Genomic DNA, 23,990 nt, shown 5'->3' on the forward strand with positions numbered 1-23,990 from the left:
TTAAAAAAAAGCCTTTTCTAACGCATGGCTTTGGACTAAAACCATATAAAGAATGGTAGGGAGCGTGATACTTAAAACAAACACCTTAAAAATGCGGTGCAAAAGGATAACGGATAAAAAAGCGATGATTTCATTAATCCCATAAGGGGGTTTTAAAATTTGAATGTCTTTAAAACAATAAACCACGAGCATGCCTATCACTGAGCATGATAAAGCCCTACCCAAATAACGCACAAAGTCGTTGGGCGGGTTTTTAGCGTTAAACACCATAAAAGGCCAGATGCGCGTGAAATAAGTCGTTAATATGATGACTAAAATAATGAGTATAGAATGCATTAACATTCTAACTGCTTTCTAAACAAAATAAGAGCAAGCACCATTAAAACTAAAGCGATGAGCAAAAAGTATTCAGTCCCAAAGAGCGCTAAACAAACAACCGCAATAAAAATCCCAAGCCATGCGTTTTTGTGGTTTGTGTTTCGTTTGTATTGCTCCATAAACAGCACGATAAAAATCGCTGTCATCACAAATTCCATGCCTTGAGTGTCAAAAGAAAAATGCGTTCCCACCAACGAACCCACCAACGAGCCAAAAATCCAATAAGAGTGGTTGAGTAAGGAAATGCTAAAAATAAAGTCTTTTTCACTAACCCCCTCTTTAGGAGCGTATAAATTCAATAGAGCAAAGGTTTCATCCGTGAGCGCATGCGCTAAATAGGGCAAACGCCATTGGGTGTTTTTAAATCTGTCTAGCATAGAAAGCGCATAACAAGTCTGTCTCGCATTCACCAACAAGCTCACAATAACGACATTCATCAAGCTCGCTTGCGCGCTTAAAAGCGTGATCGCTACAAATTGCACCGCCCCAGCGTAGATGAATAACGACATGAACAAGGCCACTTTATAATCATAGCCATGCTGGTCTAAAAGCACCCCAAAAGTCATTCCCATAAGCAAATACCCTAAAAAGATAGAAATGGTATGAGGGAAAGCGTCTTTAAAGGCTTTTAGAAAATCATGCATCAACAACCTTTCATTTGAACCAGTCTTTAATTTTAGAAATACAAGTTTCTAAAACGCTTTTATGCGGCTCGCTCTCATAGCCAAAACTCGCATGCAACTTTTCCAATAACTCTTGCTGTTCTTTATTCAAACTTTTAGGGTAAATCACTTGCAATTCCACGATCAAACTCCCTCTATAAGAGCTTTCTGGGTGTTTCACGCCCTCGTTTCTAAACGCAAAAGTCTGCCTGTCTTTGGCGTTTCTAGGGATTTTTAATTCCAATTCGTCCCCTTTTAAAGACGGCACTTTAATCGTATGCCCTAAAGCGATAGTGGTGAAAAATACCGGCGCTTCAATGAACAAATCACAGCCTTCGCGCTTGAAATGCTCATCTTCTTTGACTCGCGCTTCTAAATACAAATCCCCTCTTTTTCCCTTCTCGTATTCATTGCCTTTATTTTTAAGCACCATGCGGTTTTGATCATCAATGCCCTCAGGGATCATCGCATCAATTTCTTCATCTTTAAGCATATAGGTTTTACCCTTACACGCTTGGCATGGGGTTTTAATGGTTTTGCCCTTGCCTTTACACGCCCCACAAGTTTGCGCAAAACTCATAAAACCTTGACGCATAAACACTTGCCCCTGCCCGTTGCATTGTTTGCAAGTTTCTAGGGCTTTGTCTTTAGCGCCCGTGCCATCGCAACTCTCACAAACGCTCTGGTATTGGACCTTAATGGTTTTTTTACAGCCAAAAACCGCTTCTTTAAAACTCAATTCAATAATTTGCAAATAATCCGGCGCGATAGAGCTTTTTTGCCTTTTACTCCCTCTAGCGCCAAAGCCAAAAGCGTCTTCAAAAAACGAGCCTAAATCTTCAAAAAAATCAGAAAAATCGCTCTGGCTCGCGCCGGCTTGGTTTAAGCCTTTTTTACCATACCTATCGTATAAGGCTCGTTTCTTTTCATCGCTTAACACCCCATAGGCTTCATTGATGAGCTTGAACTTTTCTTCGGCTTCTTTATCGCCGGCGTTTCTGTCTGGGTGGTATTTTAAAGCCAGCTTTCTGTAAGACTTTTTAATGGTCTCTTGGTTGCTGTGTTTTTCCACTTCTAAAATTTCATAATAACTCAATTCCACGATCGCTCCAAAAATGGCATCAAAACGCTTATTTTATCTTAAAAGCGGTGGGTTTGCGTGTTTTTATGCATGCCAAAACTTAGATAAAATAACACGATGAAACTATAGTAATAAAGATAACCCCATGAGATTTTTTTGCTTTTTCTTATTTTTTCTAACCTTTTCAAACGCACAGATAATGATGACTTTTGATTCTCAAACTAACGCCAAGCTCTCGCGCTCTAACGAACAGCTTTCAGACATGCTTTATAAACTCAATGAAAGTTTAAGAATCTATCAAAGCGTGCTTTCCAACAACCAAGATCAGCTTAAAGAAATCAAAAAAGCTAACAGCACCCTAAATAGCCAGAGGCGTTTTTTTAACGCCAGCCAAATCCGCCTTATGGACACTGATGCGCTATTGAAACAAAGCGCTTTGGAATTAGAAAAATTACAAGCTTTAGAAAAACGCTTAAAAGAGAGGATGGAGCAAGAACGCTTAATAGAAGAATCCCAAACGCTTTTTTTGCAAGAGCATTGCCCCTATTTGAGCGGCGTTAAGAATTTAGAAGAGGCTTCAAACGCTTTAGAAGTCCAAGAGCAAAACAACGCCCTTTTCTTACTCAAAGAGCCCAAACTCGCCCGTTTGCTCTCACGATTGGATTTGATGAGCGCTTTAAACGCCTTATGCGATCAAGTTTTAGAAAACCAAGCCCATAACCAACAATCCCATAACAAAACCCTAGAATACAACGCTCTTAAAAACCATGATTTTCAAGCCTATAAAGCCATGCGTTTGAAAAAATTTAAAAACAAGCTTCAAAGCCAAATCCAAGCTAAAGAAGACGCCCTAAAAACCTTTTTACCCTTGGAAAAACGCCTAGAAACTTTAAAAACGCATTTTTTATGCGATAAAGAAAATCTAAAATCATGCGCTAAAGAATTGCGCCAACGCTACCAAAATGCCCTCATAGAGCGAGATAAAGAACTAAAAAACGCTAAAAATAATAAAGAAAAGCATGCTCTAATCTTAGCCAATTACGAGCATACGCTAAAAACCTTGAATGTAGAATTTTTAAGCGAATTGAGTGAGCAAATGGCGTTTTTGAATGAAACCATGGCGTTAAACGCCAAAGTTTTAGCCCTTTTAGCCCAACAACAGACTAAAAAGCCCTTCAATGCGAGCGGTGGTTTGAGCGATGGGAAAGCCCTTATTAAAAATATCCGCTTAGATCCGCATGGATTCCCTAGCTTTGAAAATTTTAAGCGGGAGTAGGACAATACTTGACAAGCAAAAACGATTAGAGTAAAATAAGGGTATAACTTCTAGGAAGGATCTCTTTCTCTTTCATTAAGAGATCCCACGACCCTTGTGAACCTATAGAATACAAGTGCGAACCCTAGATATTCTTTATCCGTTTCTTGTCGCCCAATATTGAAAGGGTTGAAAGGAGCGGACTCTTATACTCATTAGGATTTTAGAATGTCAAAAAAAGTAGCTATACTTGTAGATGGAGACTTTTTTATAAGATGTTACAAATCTCATCTTAAGAAGAAGTCTGATGACGAATATAAAGATCTTAACCCAAAAAAATTAGCACACAATATTCATACTTATTGCCTAAGGCATATTAATAAAGAGAATGAAGAACTATACCGCATATTTTTTTACGATTGCAAGCCATTAGAGAAAAAGGTTCATTATCCACGCACTCAAAGAGATCTAGATCTATCCAAAAGCTCAACCTATAAAGAAAGGAAAGAGTTACACAAACACTTAATTTCCAAACCTTGCTTGGCGTTAAGGTTGGGGTATCTTGACGCAAACAACGCTAGATGGGTCATTCGTGATCAAAAAAAAGAAAAGAAACTTTTTAAGGGAAAAATATGTATAACAGATTTTACAGATGATGATTTTATCTATCACGCAAAGCAAAAGGGCGTTGATATGAAGATAGGGCTTGATATAGCCACTTTAGCGTTGAAAAAATTAGTGCAGAAAATTGTTTTAATTTCTGGCGATAGCGATTTTGTCCCTGCTGCAAAACTTGCTCGAGTTGAAGGTATCATTTTCACTCTTGATCCTATGGGAAAACCTATTAGAGAAGATCTAAAAGAGCATATTGATTATTTGACCACCAGATTGTCACAATTTAAAAAACAACAACAATAACGCCCATTCAATAAAGCATTAAGAGACTGCCAAAAGGCGTATCTCTTAGTTTTTTAATTTTTAAACAATCACGCCCCCGCCAAGCAAGATGTCATCTTTATAAACGACTAAGGCTTGCCCTTTAGCCACGCCATAAAAAGGCTCTTCAAACTCCACCTCAATCGCCTCATCTTTCAAACTCACAAATGCTTTAGTAGGCACGCTCCTGTAACGAGCCTTGATAGAATATTCGCCATTTTTAAAATCTTTCGTTAAAGATTTGTTTTTAGCCTTAAGCGAATGCGTGGCTAAATCTTCTTTTTTGCCCACAATTAACTCGTTCTTTTTAGCGTCAATCCCCACCACAAAATGCGGCTCTAACGCGCCTTTAACACTAAAGCCTTTGCGTTTGCCAATCGTGTATTGCATGTAGCCCTTATGCGTGCCAATGATTTCGCCTTGTAGGTTTTTCACCACGCCCTCTTTTTCCACTTCAACATGCTTTTTTAAAGTGTCAATGTAGCTTTTTTCCACAAAGCAGATTTCTTGAGATTCTTTATAAGTCTCTAGAGTGCCTAAAAAAGGCATCGCATTCAAGGCTAAAGGCTTAATATCCTTTTTTAACAAATCCCCTAAAGGGAACACCAATTTAGCGATAACTTCATGCTCTAAAGCGTATAAAAAATAGCTCTGATCTTTAGTTTTATCCAAAGCCTCTTGAATATAGCTTACCTTGTCAATTTCTTTGACTCTCGCATAATGCCCCGTAGCGATCTTTTCACACCCTAATTTTAAAGCGTGATCTAAAGCTAGCCCAAATTTCATTAAAGGGTTGCACAACGCGCATGGGTTAGGGGTTTGCCCTTCTTCATAAGCGCTGATAAATTCATCATAAACCGCGCTTTTAAAATCCTTTTGAAAATCCAACACCTCTAAAGGAATGCCTAAAAACTCGCATGCTTTTTGAGCGTTTTTAATGTATAAATCATGCTTTTTTTCGCTCGCATGGAGTTTTAAATAAATCCCCACTAATTCATGCCCTTGCTCTTTTAAGCTATAAGCGCTATAAGAGCTATCCACCCCCCCACTGAGTAATACCGCTATTTTCATTTCTAATCTTTCATTAAATGTTATGGCTCGTAGTCTAGCGCAAAAACCATTCATAACCACCTTTTTTAACCATTGGCATGCTAAAATACCTAAAGATTTTTAAAAATCGCATCAAAACGCATGGAGAAAATAAGGGCAATGGCCAAAATTGAATTGTTAGCCAAATTCACGCAAATCGCGCTCCCTAACAGCCAACCCTTATTGAAAAAAGTTTTAAACTACGCTAAAAAGCATTTCAGCCAGTGCCACATGCTCTCTTCATCGTTACTCATCTTAAACGACACGGAATGCTTTAAAAAAAACTACTTGCTTAATTGGGTCTATCATGCCCTTGAATGCGCGCATGAAAAAGATATTAGCCAATATTCATTAGAAGAGATTTTACAAAAAAGCCACTTGCCCATACGCATCAAAATCATAGCTCAAAACACGCTTTTAGAAAAAATAGAAGTGAAAGTTTTAACCTTTGGGGCAGAATACGCGCTTTTTATCACCAAGCACCCTATCGCCAAGCGGTTTTTACGCCAAAAATTTAGCGGCTATGTGTTTTTAGAAACCCAAGATGAATTGCATATAAGAGGCGATTCAGAGCGTTTTTGGGAACTCATTGTAACGCTCAATGAAAATAGAATCGTCCATAACGCATGCTTGCATTTCATCTATCCTAATGGCTTTGGTAAAGACAGCTACACCACCTTGGCTGAGCGCAAATTAAGAGAGTGCTATAAAACACTAGGTTTTATCAAGCATGAAAATTTCAGCGAGGTGAAAAAGCGCTATTTAGAGTTGGCTAAAACCTACCACCCTGATTTATGCGATCTTAAAGAAAAAAAGGCTCTTTATGCCAAACGCTTCGCTATCATTCAAGAAGCCTACCGCCACATTAAAAAACACGCTTAAACCCCTAAACTGGTCCTAATCGCGCTAGAAGAAATCGGCACATCAATGCCTTTTAAAGGGAAATAACGCCCCTTAAATTGGATCTCTTCATAGCCAATCCTTTCAAAAACCACTAATTCCACCCTTTTTAAAAGCTCTTTAGCGTTAGTCCAAGAAGAAAGATGCCTTAAGCAATCCGCCCCTATGACTAAATAAAGCGTTTTAGGGCGGTAGAGTTTTTGAAAATGAATCACGCTTTCTATCGTAGGCACGGCCCTTTCTTGCTTGATTTCAAAATCGCTCAATAGCACCCTGTCTATTCCCTTTAAAGCTCTTTCTAATTCCTTAAAACGGGTTTGCGCGTCCAAAAAACATGGCTTTTTGAAAGGGTTTTGATAAGCGGGTAAGACAATGAGCTTGGCAAATGGCAATAATTCTAAAGTTTGATCAATAATGGCTAAATGAGCCTTGTGTAAGGGATCAAAACTCCCTCCATAGAGCGCTAATTCTTTGTATTTTAAGACGCTATTCATTGCATTCAAAGCTAGACGCCTTGGTCAATTTAGCGAATTTAACCCCCCTAAGCCCTCCGATTTCTAATTGCAAGCGTTGGATTTCAAGCGAATTGCCTTGTAGAATGATCGTCTCTAAACAATTATGCGCGTCCATATGAATGTGCGTGGTGCATAAAACATGCGTCCCGCTGGCATGCTGAATGTCTATCATGCGCTGGTTTAATTCCCTTTGGTGGTGATCATAAATCACCACAAGCACGGCGATTTTGCTCTCATCATTAGGGTTATCTTCTGCCCAATTGTATTCTACTAATTTTTCTCTGATCATGTCGCGCACTAATTCTGAACGAGAAGAATAGCCGTTTTTAATGATGCGGTTGTCTAATTCGTCTAATAAATTTTGTTGCAAAGAAACCGAAAAGCGGATGATTGAATCGTCTTTATTGGGTGTATCCATTGAGAAAAATCCTTTTTTGGCATAAGTCTGTTAAAAGTCGCTCATGCTAGTATTATTGAATTGATTTAAAATTAACAATTATAATACAAATATAATACAAACTGGACTTAAATGGTTGGCCATAAGAGCGTTTGGATTTGATTTCAATTACTAGCTTAATTATTATTGACTTGTTATTATTAAAACAATATAATCAACAATCCGACATTCTTTTATCATTTTTAAAGCATTTATGCGAACGAATGCTTCTTAAAGAGTGCATGCTCTTAGAGTGTGGCTGTATTGCGTGTTGCTTTAATCTTAAGGGAATTATTTTATCATAGACAAGGAGTTTTTATGGGCGGTTTTTCAATGGGAATGTTGAAAGATTATGTGGATGTATTTATTTTTGCGGTGCTTGGCGTGGCCAGTTTTTTAGCTTTGTGGTTTGTGATTGAAAGGGTTATTTTTTATTCTAAAGTCAATTTGAAAGCTTACGATGATATAGATGCCCTGAATTTGGATTTAACCAAGAATCTAACCATTCTCTATGTGATTTATTCCAATGCGCCTTATGTGGGCTTATTGGGGACGGTTTTAGGGATTATGGTGATTTTCTATGACATGGGCATGAGCGGCGGGATGGACGCTAAAACGATCATGGTAGGTTTGTCTTTAGCTTTAAAAGCGACCGCTTTAGGGCTTGCTGTGGCGATTCCCACTTTGATCGCTTACAATAGCTTGTTGAGAAAATCCGATGTTTTGAGCGAAAAATTTAGGATCATGAAAAAATGAAAAGCATCAGAAGAGGCGATGGGCTGAATGTTGTCCCTTTTATTGATATTATGCTCGTTTTGCTAGCGATTGTGCTAAGCATTTCTACTTTTATCGCACAAGGTAAGATTAAAGTCAGTCTCCCTAACGCTAAAAATGCGGAAAAATCCCAGCCAAACGATCAAAAAGTGGTGGTCATCTCTGTAGATGAGCATGACAATATTTTCGTAGATGACAAACCGACGAATTTAGAAGCTTTGAGCGCTGTAGTCAAACAAACAGACCCTAAAACCCTTATAGACTTAAAAAGCGACAAAAGCTCTCGTTTTGAAACTTTTATCAGCATTATGGATATTTTAAAAGAGCATAATCATGAAAATTTCTCCATCTCCACAGAAGCTAAGTAAAGTCTCAACGAGTGTTAGCTTTTTAATCTCTTTTGCCCTATACGCTATAGGGTTTGGCTATTTTTTACTGCGCGAAGAGGTCCCAGCGCCTTTAGCGCAAGCTGGCACCACTAAGGTTACCATGAGTTTAGCCAGCATTAACACTAATTCCAATACAAAGACCAATGCCGAGTCGGCTAAACCCAAAGAAGAGCCTAAAGAAAAACCTAAAGAAAAACCCAAGAAAGAAGAACCCAAAAAAGAGGTTTCAAAGCCTAAGCCTAAACCCAAACCCAAGCCAAAACCTAAGCCTGAACCCAAACCCAAACCCGAGCCTAAGCCAAAACCCGAGCCTAAGCCTGAGCCTAAAGTTGAAGAGGTTAAAAAAGAAGAGCCTAAAGAAGAACCCAAAAAAGAAGAAACTAAAGAGGAAGCTAAAGAAAAAAGCGCTCCTAAACAAGTAACGACTAAAGACATAGTCAAAGAAAAAGACAAGCAAGAAGAATCCAACAAAACCTCTGAGGGCGCCACTTCTGAAGCTCAAGCTTATAACCCAGGGGTGAGCAACGAATTTTTAATGAAGATCCAAACCGCTATTTCTTCTAAAAACCGCTACCCTAAAATGGCGCAGATTAGGGGCATTGAGGGCGAAGTGTTAGTGAGCTTTGTGATCAATCCTGATGGGAGCGTTACAGACATTAAAGTCATCAAAAGCAACACGACGGATATTTTAAACCATGCGGCTTTAGAGGCCATTAAAAACGCGGCGCATTTGTTCCCTAAACCAGAAGAAACCGTGCATCTAAAAATCCCTATCGCTTATAGCTTGAAAGAAGACTAGCCAGTCTTTCTTTTAAAGGCGGTTTTTAAGCCTTAAAAGTTGAATCAAACCCCCATTTTTCCCAATTTACAAAACAAAATCTCTAAAATTTAGAGCTAAAATTAGCCATAAAATTCCATTTATTGCTTATAACACGAAATCTCTTTTTATCAAAGAAAAATCTATTCAGGTGTGGGTATGGATGCGCTTTATAACTTCATTAACGATAAAAACACTAACTTTTTAGGCAAGAACAACAAGCTCTCCGTGGGGCTTTTTGGTGGCTTTGCGTTAGCCGGGGCTTCGTGGTTTAATTCCTAGCAAGTGAATTTGACCATGATGAATGGCATTGATAACGCTAATGTCAGCACTTCTAATTTCCAATTTTTATTCAATTTAGGCTTGAGAATGAACCTTGCCAAAAATAAAAAGAAAAACAGCGATCATGCCGCACAGAGCATGGCGTGGAATTGGGCGTGAAAATCCCTACCATTAACACACGGATTATTATTCTTTCATGGGCACTGAACTCAAATACAGAAGGCTCTATAGCGTGCACTTAAATCATGTGTTTGCTTACTAGGTGCACACAAACCCTCTTTTAAGGGGGTTTCATTGCAAAATGCCGTGCTTATGAGTTTTGATTAAAATTTGGTTATTCACAAAGGCATGAAAGCCTTTTGCAAACAACTTCTTTAATTTTGTTTTTAAGAAAACGCTTTTTAACTTTTTTTCACTTTCTTTTCTATGAAGATATTCAAGCATTCTATGAGCAAGGCAAAACCAATGCCCGCATACAAGTAATTTTTATTGATGTGCAAATGCAATCCTTCTAAAAACAAAAACACGCCCACAACGAGCAAAAAAACAAAGGCTAAAGTTTTGATGCGGTAGTGTTTTTCAATAAAATTGCCAACGATTTTGGAAAAAAACATCATCACTATTACAGATAAAATAATGGCAAGCGCCATGACTTCTAAGTGTTTAGCGATCCCAATAGCCGTGATCACAGAGTCTAAAGAAAAGACGATGTCTAAAAACATGATTTCTATTAAGGCGATGAAAAAGCCAAACGCTTTTTCTTGGTGTTTTTCTTTAGGATAGATCTGCTCTTTTAGTTCCACTAACGCTTTAAAAGCCAAAAACACCCCCCCTACAAGCAGCACCACATCACGCCATGAAAAGCTCATGCCTGCTAAAGTGAATAAAGGCTTTTGCAAGTGGCTGATAAAAAACAAGCTCCCTAAAAGCCCTATGCGAGCGATCATAGCCAGGCCCAAGCCTAAGATCATGGCTTTATTTTGCTGGTGTTTGGGGAGTTTATAGACCATCACCGTGATAAAAATGATGTTGTCAATCCCTAAAATGATTTCTAAAAGCGTGAGCGTAGTCAAGGAGATTATGCCATGCGTTGTAGAAAGAGCGTCTAATAGTGAGGACAAAAATTCCATGAAAGGCTACAACCAGCCTTTCTTTTTAAAATAAACCACTGGGAGGATCGTAGAAATCGCCATGACAATCAATGCGAAAAGATACCCGTATTGCCATTCTAACTCCGGCATGAATTTAAAATTCATGCCATAAATCGTGCCGATCAAAGTGGGGGGCATCATCGCCATGGTCGCCACCGTGAAGAGCTTGATGATTTTATTTTGCTCCACATTGACTTGAGAAGCGAACAGGTTTTGAATGTTGTCTAGGGAGTTGAGATTGACCGTTGTAGACTCCACTAAAGAGCTAAAATCGGTTAAAATGATATTTAAATTATTTTTAGTATCGCTATCCACTTTATTGCTCCTTAATAAAGCGGTAATAATGCGCCGTTTGTCAAAAAAGGAATCCCTTAAAGCCACATTAAATTCTTGCAAATTGGACAAGCGCACTAAAATATCATCATGCGTAGAAGTTTCTTTGAAAATGATGTTTTTGCGCAACAGGCTCGTTTGTTTGTTGATCCACTCTAGGCATTCTACCCCTTTTTCAAAATACACTTCAAAGATTTTGGTTAGAATATCAAACCCGTCTTCAAATTTCTTAGGGCTAGCCAAAACCTTTTTTTGGATAGAATCAAAGATTTCTAAAGTCCCGTAATAAATCGTGAAAAGAATGTTATTAGACAAAATAAAGGTCGCCATTTCCGTGTGGAAAGTCTCATTTTCATCCTGGTTAGTGAAAAAAGCGTTGATCGTAACGCTGGAGCTGTCTTCCCAATATTTGGTAACTGATGAGACTCGTTGGGAATGGTCTGTGTTGTAATGGATAGCGTATTCTTGGATTAGAGTGGCCAATTCATTGGGCGTAGGGTTGATGAGCTCAAACCATAAAACCTCATTTTCTTCTATATCAAAGCCATTAAAATCATTAAAGCGTTTTTTAATGACAAATTTTTGCTGTTTGAAAAACACATTCACCATAAGCGATCCTTAGAGTTAATGGCGTTTATCCAAAACCTCAAAACAAGGTAAAATCTTGCCCTCTAATAATTCCAAACTCGCTCCCCCACCGGTGGAAATAAAACTCATGTTATCCTTTTCGCCCGCGCGGTTGATCGCATCAATGGTATCGCCCCCACCAATGAGCGAGAAAGCGTAAGTGTCAGCGATTTTGTGGGCTAAAAAGGTTGTGCCTCTGGCAAATTCTTGTTTTTCATGCACGCCTAAGGGGCCATTCCATATGATCGTGGGCGCGCTCTCTATGACTTCAGAAAATAATTTCACGCTCGCAGGCCCTATATCAGCGATCTTGTGTTTAGGCTCAATGTCTTGGACGGGTGAAATTTTGATGTGTTTGGGGTTAAGAATATCATCAGTGGTTACAGCGTCTATGGGTAAATAGACTTTGACTTTTTTTTCTTTCGCGCTTTTTAATAACTCTAGGGCGTCATTGATCAGGGCGTCTTCTACAGAAGAATCTTGCACATCATAGCCCAAGGCTTTTAAGAAGGTGTTACTCATCGCTCCGGCAATGATGATTTTGTCAATGAGATCTAAAATGTTTTTTAATAAGGTGAGTTTGGAGCTGACCTTAGCCCCCCCTACAATCAACAATAAAGGGCGTAAAGGGTGGTTAAACGCTTGATAAAACGAATCAATTTCCTTTTTGAGTAAAAACCCGCTCACTTTAATGGGGGCGAATTTAGCGGTGCCATAAGTGCTGGCATGCTTTCTGTGGCTCGTGCCAAAAGCGTCATTCACAAACACATCGCACAAGCCCGCTAAATCTTTAGCCAGATTTTCATCATTTTCTTCTTCACCCTTTAAAAAGCGGATGTTTTCTAAAAGAAAAATCCTTGTGGGCGCGTTTTCGTTTAAAGCTTGCTTGAGTTGCGCGATATTTTGAGAAAAAACCACTTCATGGTTTAAGAGCCTTTCAAGGCGTTTCAAAAAGGGCTTTAAACTCAATTTTTCTTCAACCCCTTTAGGGCGGCCCAAATGGCTCACCAAAATAATATCTTTAGCCTTATTGTCAATACAAAATTGGATGGTAGGCAAGCTCTCTCTAATGCGCGTGTCATCGGTAATATTCAAATTTTCATCTAAAGGCACATTAAAATCCACTCTAATAAGCACCCTTTTATGGCCCACTTCCACTTCTTGAATGTTTTTAACGTTTTGCATAAACGACATTTTAGCTAACATGAAAAATCCTTTCTTTTAATTTTGCACTATATATTGCGCCATGTCTATCAAGCGCTCGCTATAACCCATTTCATTATCATACCATGCCAATACTTTAGCATTTTTTTCGCCTATTGTCATGATTTGATCATCAATCACAATCGCGCTAAAAGGCGAAGAAATAAAATCGCTTGAAACAAGCCTTTCTTCATCAATGCTCACAATCCCTTTAAAAGCATGCTTGCAAGCGTCTTTAAGCGCATGCTGAACGCTCGCTTTACTCACGGATTTTTTAAAGCTTAAAGACAGATCCACTAAGCTCACATTAGGGGTAGGCACTCTAATAGCAAGGCCTGTGATCTTAGGGCCTAAATGCGGTAAGACTAGCGAAATGGCTTTGCTCACGCCGGTGCTTGTAGGGATGAGGTTAAGGCTGGCTGCTCTAGCGCGGCGGATGTCTTTGTGCTTGGTGTCTAAAAGGTTTTGATCGTTGGTGTAGCTGTGAATGGTGGTTAAAAGCGCGTTTTCTACTTTAAAGGCTTCATCTAAGATTTTTAATAAAGGAGTGGTAGCGTTAGTCGTGCAAGAGGCGTTAGAAATCACGCTTTCGTTATGGTAATTCTTATGATTCACCCCATAGACAAAGGTGGGCGTATTTTGCGCGGGAGCGGAGATGATGACTTTTTTCACGCTGTTTTTAAGATGAGCGCTTGAAGCTTCTAGGGAATTGAATTTCCCGGTGCATTCTATGATGATTTCTGCGTTAGCGACAGAAAAATCAAGCTTGTTAATGTCTCGCTCGCTCAACACTAAAATGTTTTTACTATGCCCGATATTTAGGGTTCTATCAGCGTTTAATTTGGCTTCAAAATGCCCATGCACGCTGTCATGGCGGATCAAATGCAAAAGAGTTTCTGTTTCAGCGGTAGAATTGATAGCGGCAATTTCTACATCTTTTCTTTGACTAGCAACTCTTATAGCGCACAAACCGATGCGCCCAGTCCCATTGATAGCGATTCTAATTGGCATGTTTCCCCTTTATTTAAAAACCACCATTTTATCACAAATGCTCTTAAATAAAGGCATTCTTAAGGGGTTCTGTCTCATTAAGCATCAATCATAAACTAAAATCAAAATCCTTATGATAAACCTCTCTGTGGGCGTTTTGGATGCTTGTAAAAACCCCACTCCCTAAAAACCCCCTAGATAAGGGGCTAGGGTGAGGGGCGGTGATGATGATGTGCTTGTTTTTGGGGATTAGATCGATCTTTTTTTGCGCGATCTTTCCTAATAACACCACGATCAAGGGAGCGTTGGCTTCAAAAAGGCGCATCAATATTTGATCGCTAAAAGCTTCCCAGCCGATGCGTTTGTGCGAAGCGGCTTGGTTTTTTTCCACGCTTAAAATGGCGTTCAATAACAGCATGCCCCTTTTAGCCCATGCGCTCAAATCCCCGCAACAAGGCACAGACACGCCTAAATTCGCATGCAATTCTTTAAAAATATTTTTTAAGCTTGGGGGGATGGGGGCGTTTTTTTCCACGCTAAAGCTTAAGCCCATCGCCACAGGCAATTCTTGCTGATTTTTTAGGTAGGTGGAATGGTAGGGATCTTGCCCTAAAAGGATGATTTTAACCGCGCTAGGGGGCGTTAGATTGAGCGCATAAAACAGATTGGAGCTTTTAGGGAAAATGGTTTTAGGGCTTTTTAGAGCTTCTAAGTAGCGTTTTTCTATTTCTAAAAAATAAGGCTTTTTAAATTCGCTTTGCAAAAACTCCCGCCAAGCCAAACTTAAAGGAGCGCAGTCAAAAAGTTTCATGGTTCGCTAGGGTTTAATTCATGGTAGTGTTTTAAATACTCTTTTTGCATGCGTTCTTGTAATTCTTCATACCAAGTGGACGAGCTAAAATTGGGCGTATAGCTTTCTAGCATGACTAAACGGGTGCGGGCTTTATAGGCTTCTAGGGGTTTGGAATTAAAGATTTTAATGGAATTGATTAACACCATGGGTTGGATTTTGAGCTGGAATTTTTCGGCGATGATTTTAGCCCCTTGCTTGAAAGGGAGGAATTTTTCTCCTCCTTTGCCTCTAGTGCCTTCAGGGAAAATCACTAAAGGGCGGTTTTGATCTAGCTTTTCTTTACACGCTTTCAAAAGGCTCACAATCCCCTTTTTATCCTCTCTGTCAATTAAAATCATTCCCGTATCCGTTAGGGCATGCCCATAAAAAGGGATTTCGCCCAACTCTTTTTTAGCGATCCAGCAAATATTGCTAGGGTGGTAGGCTTCTAAATAAATGATGTCTAGTAAGCTTTGGTGGTTTAGGACAATGAGTTTAGCGTCCGTATCAAAAGCGCCTATTTTTTCTAAAGTAACCCCGGTAAGGGGAAAAAAGCACGAACAAGCCCTACGGCTAGAGCGGGCGTTATTGTTTTTGCGGTTAAAATAATTGAAAACAATGATAACGGCTAAGCCTATAGCGATCACTAAAGCCCTATAAATCGCTCTTAAACGATTGGATTTTTTATTTGACTTCATCTTTTTTGACCCACCCTATTTGTTCATGCGGCGTTAGGATTTTATAATAATCATCATGCGAACCTAAGATTTTAATCGGCATTTCATTTTTAGAAAGCCCTAAAATGGTGGAATTTTGCGTGGGCAGAATGCGGATTTTTTTATGAGCGAGCAAAAGGGCTGATTTTTGCGTGAATAAAAGGTGATACAAAACAAACCCTAAGCACAAAATCCCAAGCCCTAAAAAAATGAGTTTGCGCCCAAAAATGAAAAACAGCACCAAGAAAAACACGCACAAAGCGAGCAGCGCCACATTAGAAAAGACTAAAAAATTGTTTTTAGGGATGAGATCGCTTTGAATACCGGTAGTGTCTTGAGTGGGAATGGTTGAAAAAGATAAGGTTTTAAACTGCCTGTTTGAAAGCGAAAAATAATCAAAAGAAAGGTTTTGAATGGTTTTAGGCAACACGCAATAATAAAAAACGCTCCCTTCTTTAGCCTTGATCTGGTTTAAAGAGGCGTTATCAAACCCTTGTTTTAGCGCTTCTTTGATGTGAAAATCTTCCCAATTAGCCTCTTTGAACGCCAATTCCACCACCAAAATATTGTTTTTATCGTCATAATCTTTGGTTTTGTATTGCAAAACTTGTAAATCTTTAGCCATGACATTCGCGTAACGAGGGTTTTTGGATAAATCCGTTACTTGCAAAGTAACTTTTGGGGCTATGGAATGATCTATGTATTTGTCTTTATTGGAAAACGCGCTCACTTCTAAAGACGGAATGTTCGCTTTTACGCCCTTAATCTTGTAATAATAAGTCGCTCTGAAAAGCTCTTTTTCCACCTTTTTCCATTTAGGCATTTTGCTTAAAAGCTCAATTTGGGTTTTATCCAGCCCGTCTTTGATTTTGGCTTCCAAAAACTCAGCGTCAAACAGCAATAAATCATAAGTTACGCCTATGATTTGACCGATATAAACCGGGTTGTTTTCCAAATCTTCTAATTGGGGGATTTTCACATAAACCACTTTAGCCTTGATTTCTTCTGGGTCATGAGTGTTTTCAGCGACCAAAAAGGTGGCTAAAAGGCTTAAAATCAAACCGATGGTTTTAACGATTTTGATTGAATGAGCGCAAAAACCCATTAACGATTTTTCAAATAAAAACCCCATGAGTTTTTATTTCTTCTTAGGCGCTTTTTCATCCATTTTATCATCCACGATAGACCAGGTTTTCAAGCTGTCAATGGCGGTTTTTAGTTGAATATCATCGTTGATCATTTTAGGGGTAACCTCTTTTTCCTCTTCGTTTTTCTTGTCTTTATCCGCCTCTTTGGAATTAGGGGTTTTATCGTCAATCTTTTTAAGCTCTTGCTCTAAATGGTGTTTTAGATCCGCTTCTTTCAAGCTGAATTTGTTTTCATTTTCTGGCGCTTTACCCGGATAAATCACAATATCAGGCGTGATCCCCTTAGCTTGAATGGTGCGCCCGCTCGGCAAATAGTAGCGCGCGGTCGTGATCTTAATGGCTTCGTCTTTATTGACAGGGAGCAGCATCTGCACGCTTCCCTTACCAAAGGTTTTTTCACCGATAATGATGGCTCGTTTGTGATCTTGCAGTGCCCCTGCTACGATCTCGCTCGCGCTCGCTGAACCGCCATTGACTAACACCGCAATAGGCAAATTGGTATAAGGGGCTCTGCCATTAGCCTTGTATTCTAAATTTTCCTCCTTATTTTTGCCTTTTTGAGAGACTAAAATCCCCTCTTTAACGAAGAGGTTAGACAAACCCACCGCTTGGTTTAACAGCCCTCCAGGATTGCCTCTTAAATCCAACACGATCCCCTTAGTCTTAGGGTTAGCTTTTAAGCCGTCTAAAACCGATTTGGTAACATTCTTGTCAAAACTACTCACTCTCACATACAAATAAGGGGTGTCTTTAACCTTTTTCACAGAGACAGAGGGGATTTTGATGATGTCTCTAACAATATTAAACACCAAGGGTTTTGGCTCGTTTTTTCTCACAATGGTGATCTGGATAGGGGTCTTTGGCTTGCCGCGCATGAGATTGATCGCATCATCAATGCTCATGCTCAGCGTGCTTTCGTTGTTGATTTTTAAAATGTTATCGCCCGCTTTAACCCCAGCCTTGTAAGCTGGAGTGCCTTCTAAAGGGGCAATAACGGTTAAAACGCCATCGCGCATGCCCACCGTGATCCCAAGCCCCCCAAATTCGCCCTCGGTTTGGGCTTGAAATTCCTTAAACTTCTTTTCATTCAAATACGCTGAATGCGCGTCCAAATTAGAGAGCAAGCCTTCAATCGCTTTAGTCATGATCTCAGAAATGGTGATTTTATCCACATATTTTTTTTCAATTTCTGTAACCACATTAGTGAAACGATTGAACGCTTCCACCCTTTTAGCCGCTAATTCTTGCGGATCTTCTTTAACCGGCTTGACCGGCTTTTTTTCCTTAACTTCACCACCATGCAAACTCACAGCAAGAGAAATCGCTAACAACCCTTTAAAAAGTCGTTTTGTCATTGTTAATAGCACCACCCATTTTTGAGATTAGAAAGAATCACCTTTAAGGTTTTATTCAATTTTTTGCGTTTATTCTATCTAAAATTTAGATAACATGCCCATTCATTCACTCATTTTGAGCCTAAACGATACAACAAAAACGCATAACTCCCCGATCCATTCACATGCAAATCGCAAAGCATGTTCGTTGCAAAAAGATTAGAAATGGGGCTTACTTTAGAGCCTCTATCGCAAATTAAAGCGAGATTGGATAAGGCAGAATAAAGGGAAAGCTGTTCCCCCACCTCTGCGCTAGATGTTGTTATCGCTTGCTTCTTTGCTGATGAATGCGCCATCAAAGTCAAGGCTGGCTTTGGCTTGATGCGATATAAGGGGCTATTATTGATATAAAGCCGTTGTTCTGGCTCGTTATGAGAGAGGTTTTTGATGATTTTGGATTGATGACAATCTTTCTTCTAACTTTGACGCTAATTGCTGATAAATCGTTTTATTTTGTTGTCTAAAATACTCTGCTAACTTTTTTAAAACTTTTTGTTCTGGGAATAAAATTAACACAAGATTGAAAATTCCATCATTATCCAAAAGCTTTCTATAAACGCTTGGCGCTAAATCTTTGATTTCTTGAAAGCTCTCTGAAGGATTTTCATCAAAATTCAAACTGGGTAAATCAGGTAAGGTTTCACGCCATCGCGCTAAATGGTTTAAAATCTCATCCCAAACTTGCAAGATATTAAGATTTTCAAACAACTCCTTACCATAACACAAGTTCAAAGGCACGCCATAACCAACAGATAATTTTTGCAATTCTTCTTTATAATAATTTTGATTTTTATTCAAACTCTCATCTATAAAGTAAAAATAGCCTTGAATGTTTTCGCCATAATGATGGATTAAAGCCTCTAATTTTCTTTTAAAGTTATCTATTTGCCCTCTCTTTTTGGTGCTGTCATGGTCATCTCGCATTTTTTGTTCTATAAAATAATAGGTGTTATCTTTTTTAGCAAACTGATCTAATTCTAAAGATTCCATTTTTTCTTTATCCTTATTGTAATAAGGAATTTTTTTAGATAAAGGCGAAAAGTTATGCTCTTTTAAATACTCTTCTATTAAATATTCAAACGCATCGCTAAACTTAATCTCATGGGAAGTCAATAAGTTTTGTAATAGTTTTGTTTTAGGCTTAGTGGGTCTAAAAATCCCCAAATAGCGTTCAGGATTTTCAGCAATATTTTCAAGTAATTTTGCTTTAGATGTTCCAAAGACAAAACGATTAAAAATCTCGTTAAAGGTTTGATAATCCATTAAAACTCCTTTTGGCAGATATAACGCAATTCATCTAGCAATAAAAATTGATTTTGGTAATACGCATAAAAAAATTTCCAGCCATTATGGTTGGTTTTATTCAAATATTTAGCGCTCATCTTATGAATAGAAGTTTCATAATTTTCATTATCCCTCACTTGTCCGTTTTCTAAAACTTGACAAATTTTTTCTTTGTTAGATGAGTATAAAAAATCTCCAATTTTTAATAATTGTTTAGAAATTAAAAGACTCATAGGGATTTTTGGGGGTTTAGTTTCTAAAACTAAATTAGTGATAAAATCGCTTTTATCCCTAGTGTTATTCAGGCGTTTTGCCGCTTCTTTGATATAAAAAGAATCTTTTTCAATGCCAATAAAATACCTATTCATGGATTTAGCCACAGCCCCTGTTGTGCCTGTGCCAAAAAAGGGATCTAAAATAATATCTTTAGGCTTAGTCGCGCTTAAAATGATTTTTTTTAAAAGCGCTTCTGGTTTTTGCGTGGAATGCACTTTCTTGCCTTGTGCGTCTTTTAACCTTTCGTTACCAATGCAAATAGGGATTTGCCAAACCGATTTTTCTTGTTTGCCATTATTAAGATACTTCATTGTTTTATAATTAAAGCTAACTTTGCTGTTTTTGTGTTTAGCGCACCAAATAAGCGTTTCATGGGCGTTGCATAGTCTCTTGCCAGCAAAATTAGGCACCGGATTACTCTTGTGCCAAATAATATCATTGAGTATCCAAAACCCTAAATTTTGCAAATGAAAACCAATTCTAAAAATATTTTGAAAACTCCCTATCACACAAATACTGCCATTATCTTTTAAAACCCTTTGGCATTCTTTTAACCAACCCAAACAAAAGGTATCGTATTCCTTAAAAGAGCCAAATTTATCCCAATGATCCTCAACGCCTTGAAATTTTGTGCCTTCAAAACGCTTCAATTCCCCCTCTGTTTGCATGAAATAAGGGGGGTCAGCAAAGATAAAATCAACGCTTCTGTTAGGAAAATCTTTCAACTTTTCTAAACAATCCCCCTCTATGATAGTATTTAAGTTTTCTTTTAAAAAATCCATTATTAACTAACCTTTTATATCTGCTACTCTAATTATTTTAACACAAGCGTTTTAAGGCTATCTTAATGTTTAATCTCTAGATTTGTTCTCATCAAATTATAGAAGTTACCTATCTCCACCTATGTTAAACGATACAACAAAAACGCATAACTCCCCGATCCATTCACATGCAAATCGCAAAGCATGTTCGTTGCAAAAAGATTAGAAATGGGGCTTACTTTAGAGCCTCTATCGCAAATTAAAGCGAGATTGGATAAGGCAGAATAAAGGGAAAGCTGTTCCCCCACCTCCGGAAGAGATGTTAAGATCGCTTGCTTCTTTGCTGATGAATGCACTATCAAAGTCAAGGCTGGCTTTGGCTTGGCGCGATAAGATAAGGGCGATATTGGTATTAAATGGGGGGGGGGGGGGGTGGATTTTGCAAGATTTCTTGCATTAACGCTTCGCTGACATTCCCTTTTAAATGGGGCAAATCGCTAGTTAAAAATCCAAGCGTTTTTTGGATTTCAATCGTGCGCGCGATGACTTTAATGATACGGGTTACATGATCAAAGTCGCAAGGCTCGTTTTTATGGCTTTTTAAATATTTTTCTAAAACGCAATACCCCCCTATTCTATAATCATAAATTTCTTGACTCACCCCACTAAAATAAGCGCTATGGTTGATATAAAGCCGTTGTTCTGGCTCGTTATGAGAGGGTTTTTTGGAGATGATGGGGTTACGCTCATGCCCTTCTTTATAGTTGGATTCGCCTATGGTAGCGTCTTTTAGTTTTTCAAAGCTGTAATTTAGGCTTTCTTGGTTTAAAACATGCAAGCCGATTAACTCAATCCCCAAAAGGCTTAAGGCTCTAAACAAATCTTTATTTTTTGTGAAAAGGATTTTAGGGTAATCAATTTTAAGAAAGCCTTCATAACGCTTGCGATAGTTTGGGGAATACAATAATGCATAAATATAGCCTAAAATCTCTAGCGGCTCAAAAGAGTGGTTATAATGCTTGTCTATAAAGCTTCTAAACTCTGGCGTAAAATTTTCGGTGTAGTTAGGATCTCTAAACTGATAAAGGGGGTAATTAACCCCGGCTCCATTGCCCCCAGAGCTTAACCCTTGATCGTTAATGCACGAGCTTATAAAGCATTGCGTCCAACTCTTATCGTTGTTTTTTAGCTGTCGTGGGGTGTTTAGCGCGACATTTTTGCACGTTTGATTGGGTGTTTTAGGGTTTGTTGGGGGGGGGGGTAACATGTGCTTAAAAACATCATATACAGGTCTAGCTAAAAATCCACAACTTTTATCAGTGTAATAAGTCCAACGATAATCAAAAGGGTGGTATTGGCACAAAACGATGTATTTTTCTAATTCATGTTGATTTTTCTTAACATTTTCAATTGCCCTTCCAAGTTTCCAACCTTCAGTATCTTTTATATCATATTTTCTGCGCAATTCAATGGGTTCTAAGGTTGAAAAATCCTTTAAAAGCTCTAGCAAGCTTTCTTTGTTCTTATGGAAAACGACATGATCTCTTTTAGAGCAAATACCAGTGCCTCCAACTTGAAACATATCTTTAACGCTAAACCCTTGTTCATATTCATCTAACAAGCGCGTTTCTAAAGGCAGCAGCAAGTAAAAAGGCTTCTCTGGGGTAAGCTCAAACCACTCAATGCTATTCAAATCATTTTGAGCTAAAAAGGCGTATTTTTCAGCCCTTTCGCCATAAACATCATAATAGTGGATTTTTTGCTTTGTTGTTTGCGGGTTTTTGACAAAGAGGTTAATGGACACGCCTTGTTTGATATTGAAAACATTTTCATCTTTTGCACCTTGTGGGGTTTTCTCCTTTTTCCTCGCATTTCCATGCAAGTTTAAGATATAAAGCTCATCGTAGCATTCTAAAAAAGAGCGCCTTAACCCTCTAAAAGTAGGGTTGTCTAAAAAGGCGTTATTAGAGATAAAGCCAAAAAGGCCATGCCCTAATGATTCGATCTTGTTTTGAGCGAAACGCATGAATTTCACATAATCGTCTAAGATCCATTTAGAGTTTTGCTCATTTTGCAGTTTGTATTTGGAATGGATTTGTTTAAGATTCTTTAGGGCGTCTTTGTTGGTGTTTTTGACGCTTTTATCGCCTTGCTTTTGGGTTTGAATGTTTTTTAAAAGCGCTTTGATTTTATCGGTGAGTTTAACCTTTTTTTCAATTTCTATTGTTTGAAATTCAGGCTCTATGCCATAAGTGGCTTTCACTTCCCATTCAAACAAGCCCTCATTACTGCTCGCCCCGCTATAAGGGGGATTACCGGTGATGATAAGGATATTTTCATCTTTTTTAATTTCTTGAGCGTTTAAAAGCTCTGTTTCAAAAATCGGGTTTAGCCCACGATAAGCGACAATCTCACTAGGCTGTATGAGGGTGTTAGTTAAAATGATTTTAAGCGCATCGTTTTCTTTGAGAGGTTTTTTAAATTCCTCCTTAAAGGCTTGGCTGAGATTCAAATGAGCGATCGCATAAGGAGCGATCAAGTATTCAAACCCATAAAATTGCTTTAAGAGATTTTGGTATTTATCCTCTTTAGTGGAGATGCCTCCATCGCTTGTTTTCCTCATTTCTAGTGCTTTTCTGAACGCTTCTAATAAAAAAGTGCCCGTGCCGGTGGCAAAATCTAAGAGCTTGATATTTTCGTTATCCAAAGCGCTTTTTAAGCCTAAGGGAGCGTCTTTGAAATGCGTTTTAAGCAAACTATCCAAAGCGTTAATGATGAATTTCACCACAGAATCTGGGGTGTAATACACGCCCTTATTCTCTCGCAATTTAGGGTCATAAGCGCTTAAAAAGGTTTCATAAAAGTGCAAATAAGGGTCTTTATCGTCATTCAAATCTTTAATGATGGAATCCATATCAACATGATTTATCGAGCTTAAAATTTCATTTAAGAGCCATTGGATTTCTTTAATTCCATCAAGTTTCTTTAAAAAATCCGCCATTTCTCTGATCACAGCGAAATTTTTAGGGATGGAACTCCTCACATTATCCAAATTAATTTTTTCAAAAGGGTGGTTGAGCTTGGCTAGAAAAAGGCTGTAGGTGAGCGTTTGAGCGAGCGCATCGCTAAAGTCTTCAAAACTCAATTCTTCATAAAGATATTCTTTAAAATTATTAAAAATGCTAGAAACTTGCGTTTTTTCTTGGTATTTGATTAAAGCGTCTTTTAAATACCTAGTGCGCGGGCTTAAATGCGTTGCGAAATCTTTAGCGTTAGTGATAGGGGCTGCTTCGTGGTTGAAAAAGCTTTTGAACAATTCAATTAAATCGCGCTCGGTTTGTGGTTTGGGTTTTAGGGGTTTAGAGAGTTCATCAAGACTAGCGACAGAGATTTCTTTTTTAATTAAAGGGGCGTTATTTTCATCTTTCCCTACCCACATAAAATTAAGATAATCAGTGAGCATGAGATTAGGGTTTAATTCTAAATATTTACGGATTTGATCGCTTTTTAAGAGCTGGATAAGATTGACCCCTGCTCTTTTATTTTCTATATAGCCGATGTTAAGCCCTTGAAAAGAAACGCGAAAATCAGGCTGGCTTCCTTGATCTCTTTTAGGTTCATGTTCAATCTTAAATTCTTTATTGAAATTGTCTTTTAACCGATTGAGCAAGTTGTATAAAGAAGGGCGGTGCGCGAGTTCATTCTTTTCAGGCGTAAGATCTTTAATGCTTTCTAAATATTCTTTTAGCATGCTAATAACC

General features: G+C 38.4%; 24 protein-coding genes and 2 pseudogenes. 7 read left to right on the plus strand and 19 right to left on the minus strand.

Annotation, left to right across the window (positions count from 1 at the left end; translation table 11 throughout):
- The 3 genes from HPSH112_RS06585 to dnaJ are packed head-to-tail and all read right to left on the minus strand — an operon-like array spanning position 1 to position 2,142.
- Positions 1 to 342 (minus strand): branched-chain amino acid transporter permease, encoded by a 342-nt coding sequence (locus HPSH112_RS06585; protein ID WP_000928542.1) that lies wholly within the window; start codon positions 340 to 342, stop codon positions 1 to 3.
- Positions 336 to 1,022 carry an azaleucine resistance protein AzlC gene (gene azlC, locus HPSH112_RS06590; protein ID WP_000543680.1) on the minus strand — a complete coding sequence of 229 codons (687 nt, stop codon included), beginning with the start codon at positions 1,020 to 1,022 and terminating at the stop codon, positions 336 to 338. Before azlC ends, HPSH112_RS06585 begins: the two co-directional genes overlap by 7 nt.
- 10 nt (positions 1,023 to 1,032) lie before the next feature.
- The gene (gene dnaJ, locus HPSH112_RS06595) at positions 1,033 to 2,142 is read right to left on the minus strand and encodes a molecular chaperone DnaJ (protein WP_000423861.1); all 1,110 of its coding nucleotides are present in this window, start codon (positions 2,140 to 2,142) and stop codon (positions 1,033 to 1,035) included.
- A 124-nt stretch (positions 2,143 to 2,266) separates the two neighbouring features.
- Between dnaJ and HPSH112_RS06600 the strand changes: the two genes are divergently transcribed.
- Positions 2,267 to 3,397 (plus strand): hypothetical protein, encoded by a 1,131-nt coding sequence (locus HPSH112_RS06600; RefSeq protein ID WP_001210164.1) that lies wholly within the window; start codon positions 2,267 to 2,269, stop codon positions 3,395 to 3,397.
- 207 nt (positions 3,398 to 3,604) lie between these two features.
- Positions 3,605 to 4,294: an NYN domain-containing protein gene (locus HPSH112_RS06605; protein WP_000039546.1), complete on the plus strand. Its 690-nt coding sequence runs from the start codon at positions 3,605 to 3,607 to the stop codon at positions 4,292 to 4,294.
- Between the two features lie 60 nt (positions 4,295 to 4,354).
- Here the strand turns inward: HPSH112_RS06605 and mnmA are convergent, their stop codons facing one another.
- Positions 4,355 to 5,383: a tRNA 2-thiouridine(34) synthase MnmA gene (gene mnmA / locus HPSH112_RS06610; RefSeq protein WP_000686262.1), complete on the minus strand. Its 1,029-nt coding sequence runs from the start codon at positions 5,381 to 5,383 to the stop codon at positions 4,355 to 4,357.
- Positions 5,384 to 5,521: 138 nt separating this feature from the next.
- On the opposite strand from mnmA, the gene HPSH112_RS06615 reads away from it, so the two are divergent.
- Positions 5,522 to 6,283 (plus strand): J domain-containing protein, encoded by a 762-nt coding sequence (locus HPSH112_RS06615; protein WP_001062449.1) that lies wholly within the window; start codon positions 5,522 to 5,524, stop codon positions 6,281 to 6,283.
- Here HPSH112_RS06615 and nadD read toward each other — a convergent pair.
- Both nadD and nikR read right to left on the minus strand, forming a co-directional pair.
- Entirely contained in the window at positions 6,280 to 6,795 is a 516-nt protein-coding gene (gene nadD, locus HPSH112_RS06620; RefSeq protein WP_014662283.1) for a nicotinate (nicotinamide) nucleotide adenylyltransferase, read from the minus strand. The genes HPSH112_RS06615 and nadD overlap by 4 nt on opposite strands.
- A complete protein-coding gene (gene nikR, locus HPSH112_RS06625) occupies positions 6,788 to 7,234 on the minus strand; it encodes a nickel-responsive transcriptional regulator NikR (protein ID WP_000380817.1) in 447 nt (148 codons plus the stop codon). Before nikR ends, nadD begins: the two co-directional genes overlap by 8 nt.
- Before the next feature lie 336 nt (positions 7,235 to 7,570).
- Between nikR and exbB the strand changes: the two genes are divergently transcribed.
- From exbB to HPSH112_RS06645, 4 genes and pseudogenes are all read left to right on the plus strand, one after another.
- Positions 7,571 to 8,008: a TonB-system energizer ExbB gene (gene exbB, locus HPSH112_RS06630; RefSeq protein WP_014534310.1), complete on the plus strand. Its 438-nt coding sequence runs from the start codon at positions 7,571 to 7,573 to the stop codon at positions 8,006 to 8,008.
- The gene (exbD, locus tag HPSH112_RS06635) at positions 8,005 to 8,394 is read left to right on the plus strand and encodes a TonB system transport protein ExbD (RefSeq protein WP_000836353.1); all 390 of its coding nucleotides are present in this window, start codon (positions 8,005 to 8,007) and stop codon (positions 8,392 to 8,394) included. Before exbB ends, exbD begins: the two co-directional genes overlap by 4 nt.
- Complete coding sequence (locus tag HPSH112_RS06640; protein WP_000703745.1) at positions 8,360 to 9,214, plus strand: TonB family protein; 855 nt, start codon at positions 8,360 to 8,362, stop codon at positions 9,212 to 9,214. The genes exbD and HPSH112_RS06640 overlap by 35 nt, the downstream gene beginning before the upstream one ends.
- Positions 9,215 to 9,382: 168 nt before the next feature.
- Positions 9,383 to 9,776: pseudogene (locus HPSH112_RS06645) on the plus strand (outer membrane protein); the annotation flags it as partial.
- Between the two features lie 139 nt (positions 9,777 to 9,915).
- Here the strand turns inward: HPSH112_RS06645 and HPSH112_RS06650 are convergent.
- From HPSH112_RS06650 to HPSH112_RS06710, 13 genes and pseudogenes are all read right to left on the minus strand, one after another.
- Positions 9,916 to 10,644 carry a TerC family protein gene (locus tag HPSH112_RS06650; RefSeq protein ID WP_000395253.1) on the minus strand — a complete coding sequence of 243 codons (729 nt, stop codon included), beginning with the start codon at positions 10,642 to 10,644 and terminating at the stop codon, positions 9,916 to 9,918.
- Between the two features lie 6 nt (positions 10,645 to 10,650).
- The gene (gene corA, locus HPSH112_RS06655; protein ID WP_000248479.1) at positions 10,651 to 11,607 is read right to left on the minus strand and encodes a magnesium/cobalt transporter CorA; all 957 of its coding nucleotides are present in this window, start codon (positions 11,605 to 11,607) and stop codon (positions 10,651 to 10,653) included.
- 15 nt (positions 11,608 to 11,622) lie between these two features.
- Positions 11,623 to 12,831, minus strand: a complete 1,209-nt coding sequence (locus HPSH112_RS06660; RefSeq protein ID WP_000879996.1) for a phosphoglycerate kinase — start codon at positions 12,829 to 12,831, stop codon at positions 11,623 to 11,625.
- A 15-nt stretch (positions 12,832 to 12,846) separates the two neighbouring features.
- Positions 12,847 to 13,839: a type I glyceraldehyde-3-phosphate dehydrogenase gene (gene gap, locus HPSH112_RS06665; protein WP_001122637.1), complete on the minus strand. Its 993-nt coding sequence runs from the start codon at positions 13,837 to 13,839 to the stop codon at positions 12,847 to 12,849.
- Positions 13,840 to 13,927: 88 nt separating this feature from the next.
- A complete protein-coding gene (gene ung / locus HPSH112_RS06670; protein WP_000764778.1) occupies positions 13,928 to 14,629 on the minus strand; it encodes a uracil-DNA glycosylase in 702 nt (233 codons plus the stop codon).
- On the minus strand, positions 14,626 to 15,348 hold the full coding sequence (locus HPSH112_RS06675; protein WP_000841267.1) for a 1-acyl-sn-glycerol-3-phosphate acyltransferase: 723 nt from the start codon (positions 15,346 to 15,348) through the stop codon (positions 14,626 to 14,628). The genes ung and HPSH112_RS06675 overlap by 4 nt, the downstream gene beginning before the upstream one ends.
- On the minus strand, positions 15,335 to 16,498 hold the full coding sequence (locus HPSH112_RS06680) for an SH3 domain-containing protein (protein WP_000506022.1): 1,164 nt from the start codon (positions 16,496 to 16,498) through the stop codon (positions 15,335 to 15,337). The genes HPSH112_RS06675 and HPSH112_RS06680 overlap by 14 nt, the downstream gene beginning before the upstream one ends.
- 6 nt (positions 16,499 to 16,504) lie before the next feature.
- Entirely contained in the window at positions 16,505 to 17,869 is a 1,365-nt protein-coding gene (locus tag HPSH112_RS06685; RefSeq protein ID WP_014662284.1) for a S41 family peptidase, read from the minus strand.
- Positions 17,870 to 17,979: 110 nt separating this feature from the next.
- Positions 17,980 to 18,255 (minus strand): annotated as a pseudogene (locus HPSH112_RS06690) (adenine specific DNA methyltransferase 2 domain protein); the annotation flags it as partial.
- A gap of 22 nt (positions 18,256 to 18,277) precedes the next feature.
- Positions 18,278 to 19,171: an HpyAIV family type II restriction enzyme gene (locus tag HPSH112_RS06695; RefSeq protein ID WP_000386432.1), complete on the minus strand. Its 894-nt coding sequence runs from the start codon at positions 19,169 to 19,171 to the stop codon at positions 18,278 to 18,280.
- Positions 19,171 to 20,250 carry a DNA-methyltransferase gene (locus HPSH112_RS06700; RefSeq protein WP_000346776.1) on the minus strand — a complete coding sequence of 360 codons (1,080 nt, stop codon included), beginning with the start codon at positions 20,248 to 20,250 and terminating at the stop codon, positions 19,171 to 19,173. The genes HPSH112_RS06695 and HPSH112_RS06700 overlap by 1 nt, the downstream gene beginning before the upstream one ends.
- Positions 20,251 to 20,369: 119 nt before the next feature.
- Positions 20,370 to 20,597 (minus strand): hypothetical protein, encoded by a 228-nt coding sequence (locus HPSH112_RS08520; protein ID WP_041199806.1) that lies wholly within the window; start codon positions 20,595 to 20,597, stop codon positions 20,370 to 20,372.
- 44 nt (positions 20,598 to 20,641) lie between these two features.
- Entirely contained in the window at positions 20,642 to 23,980 is a 3,339-nt protein-coding gene (locus HPSH112_RS06710) for a type ISP restriction/modification enzyme (protein ID WP_014662285.1), read from the minus strand.
- Between the last annotated feature and the right edge of the window lie 10 nt (positions 23,981 to 23,990).

The organism is Helicobacter pylori Shi112 (assembly GCF_000277405.1).
Taxonomy (GTDB): Bacteria; Campylobacterota; Campylobacteria; order Campylobacterales; family Helicobacteraceae; genus Helicobacter; species Helicobacter pylori_C.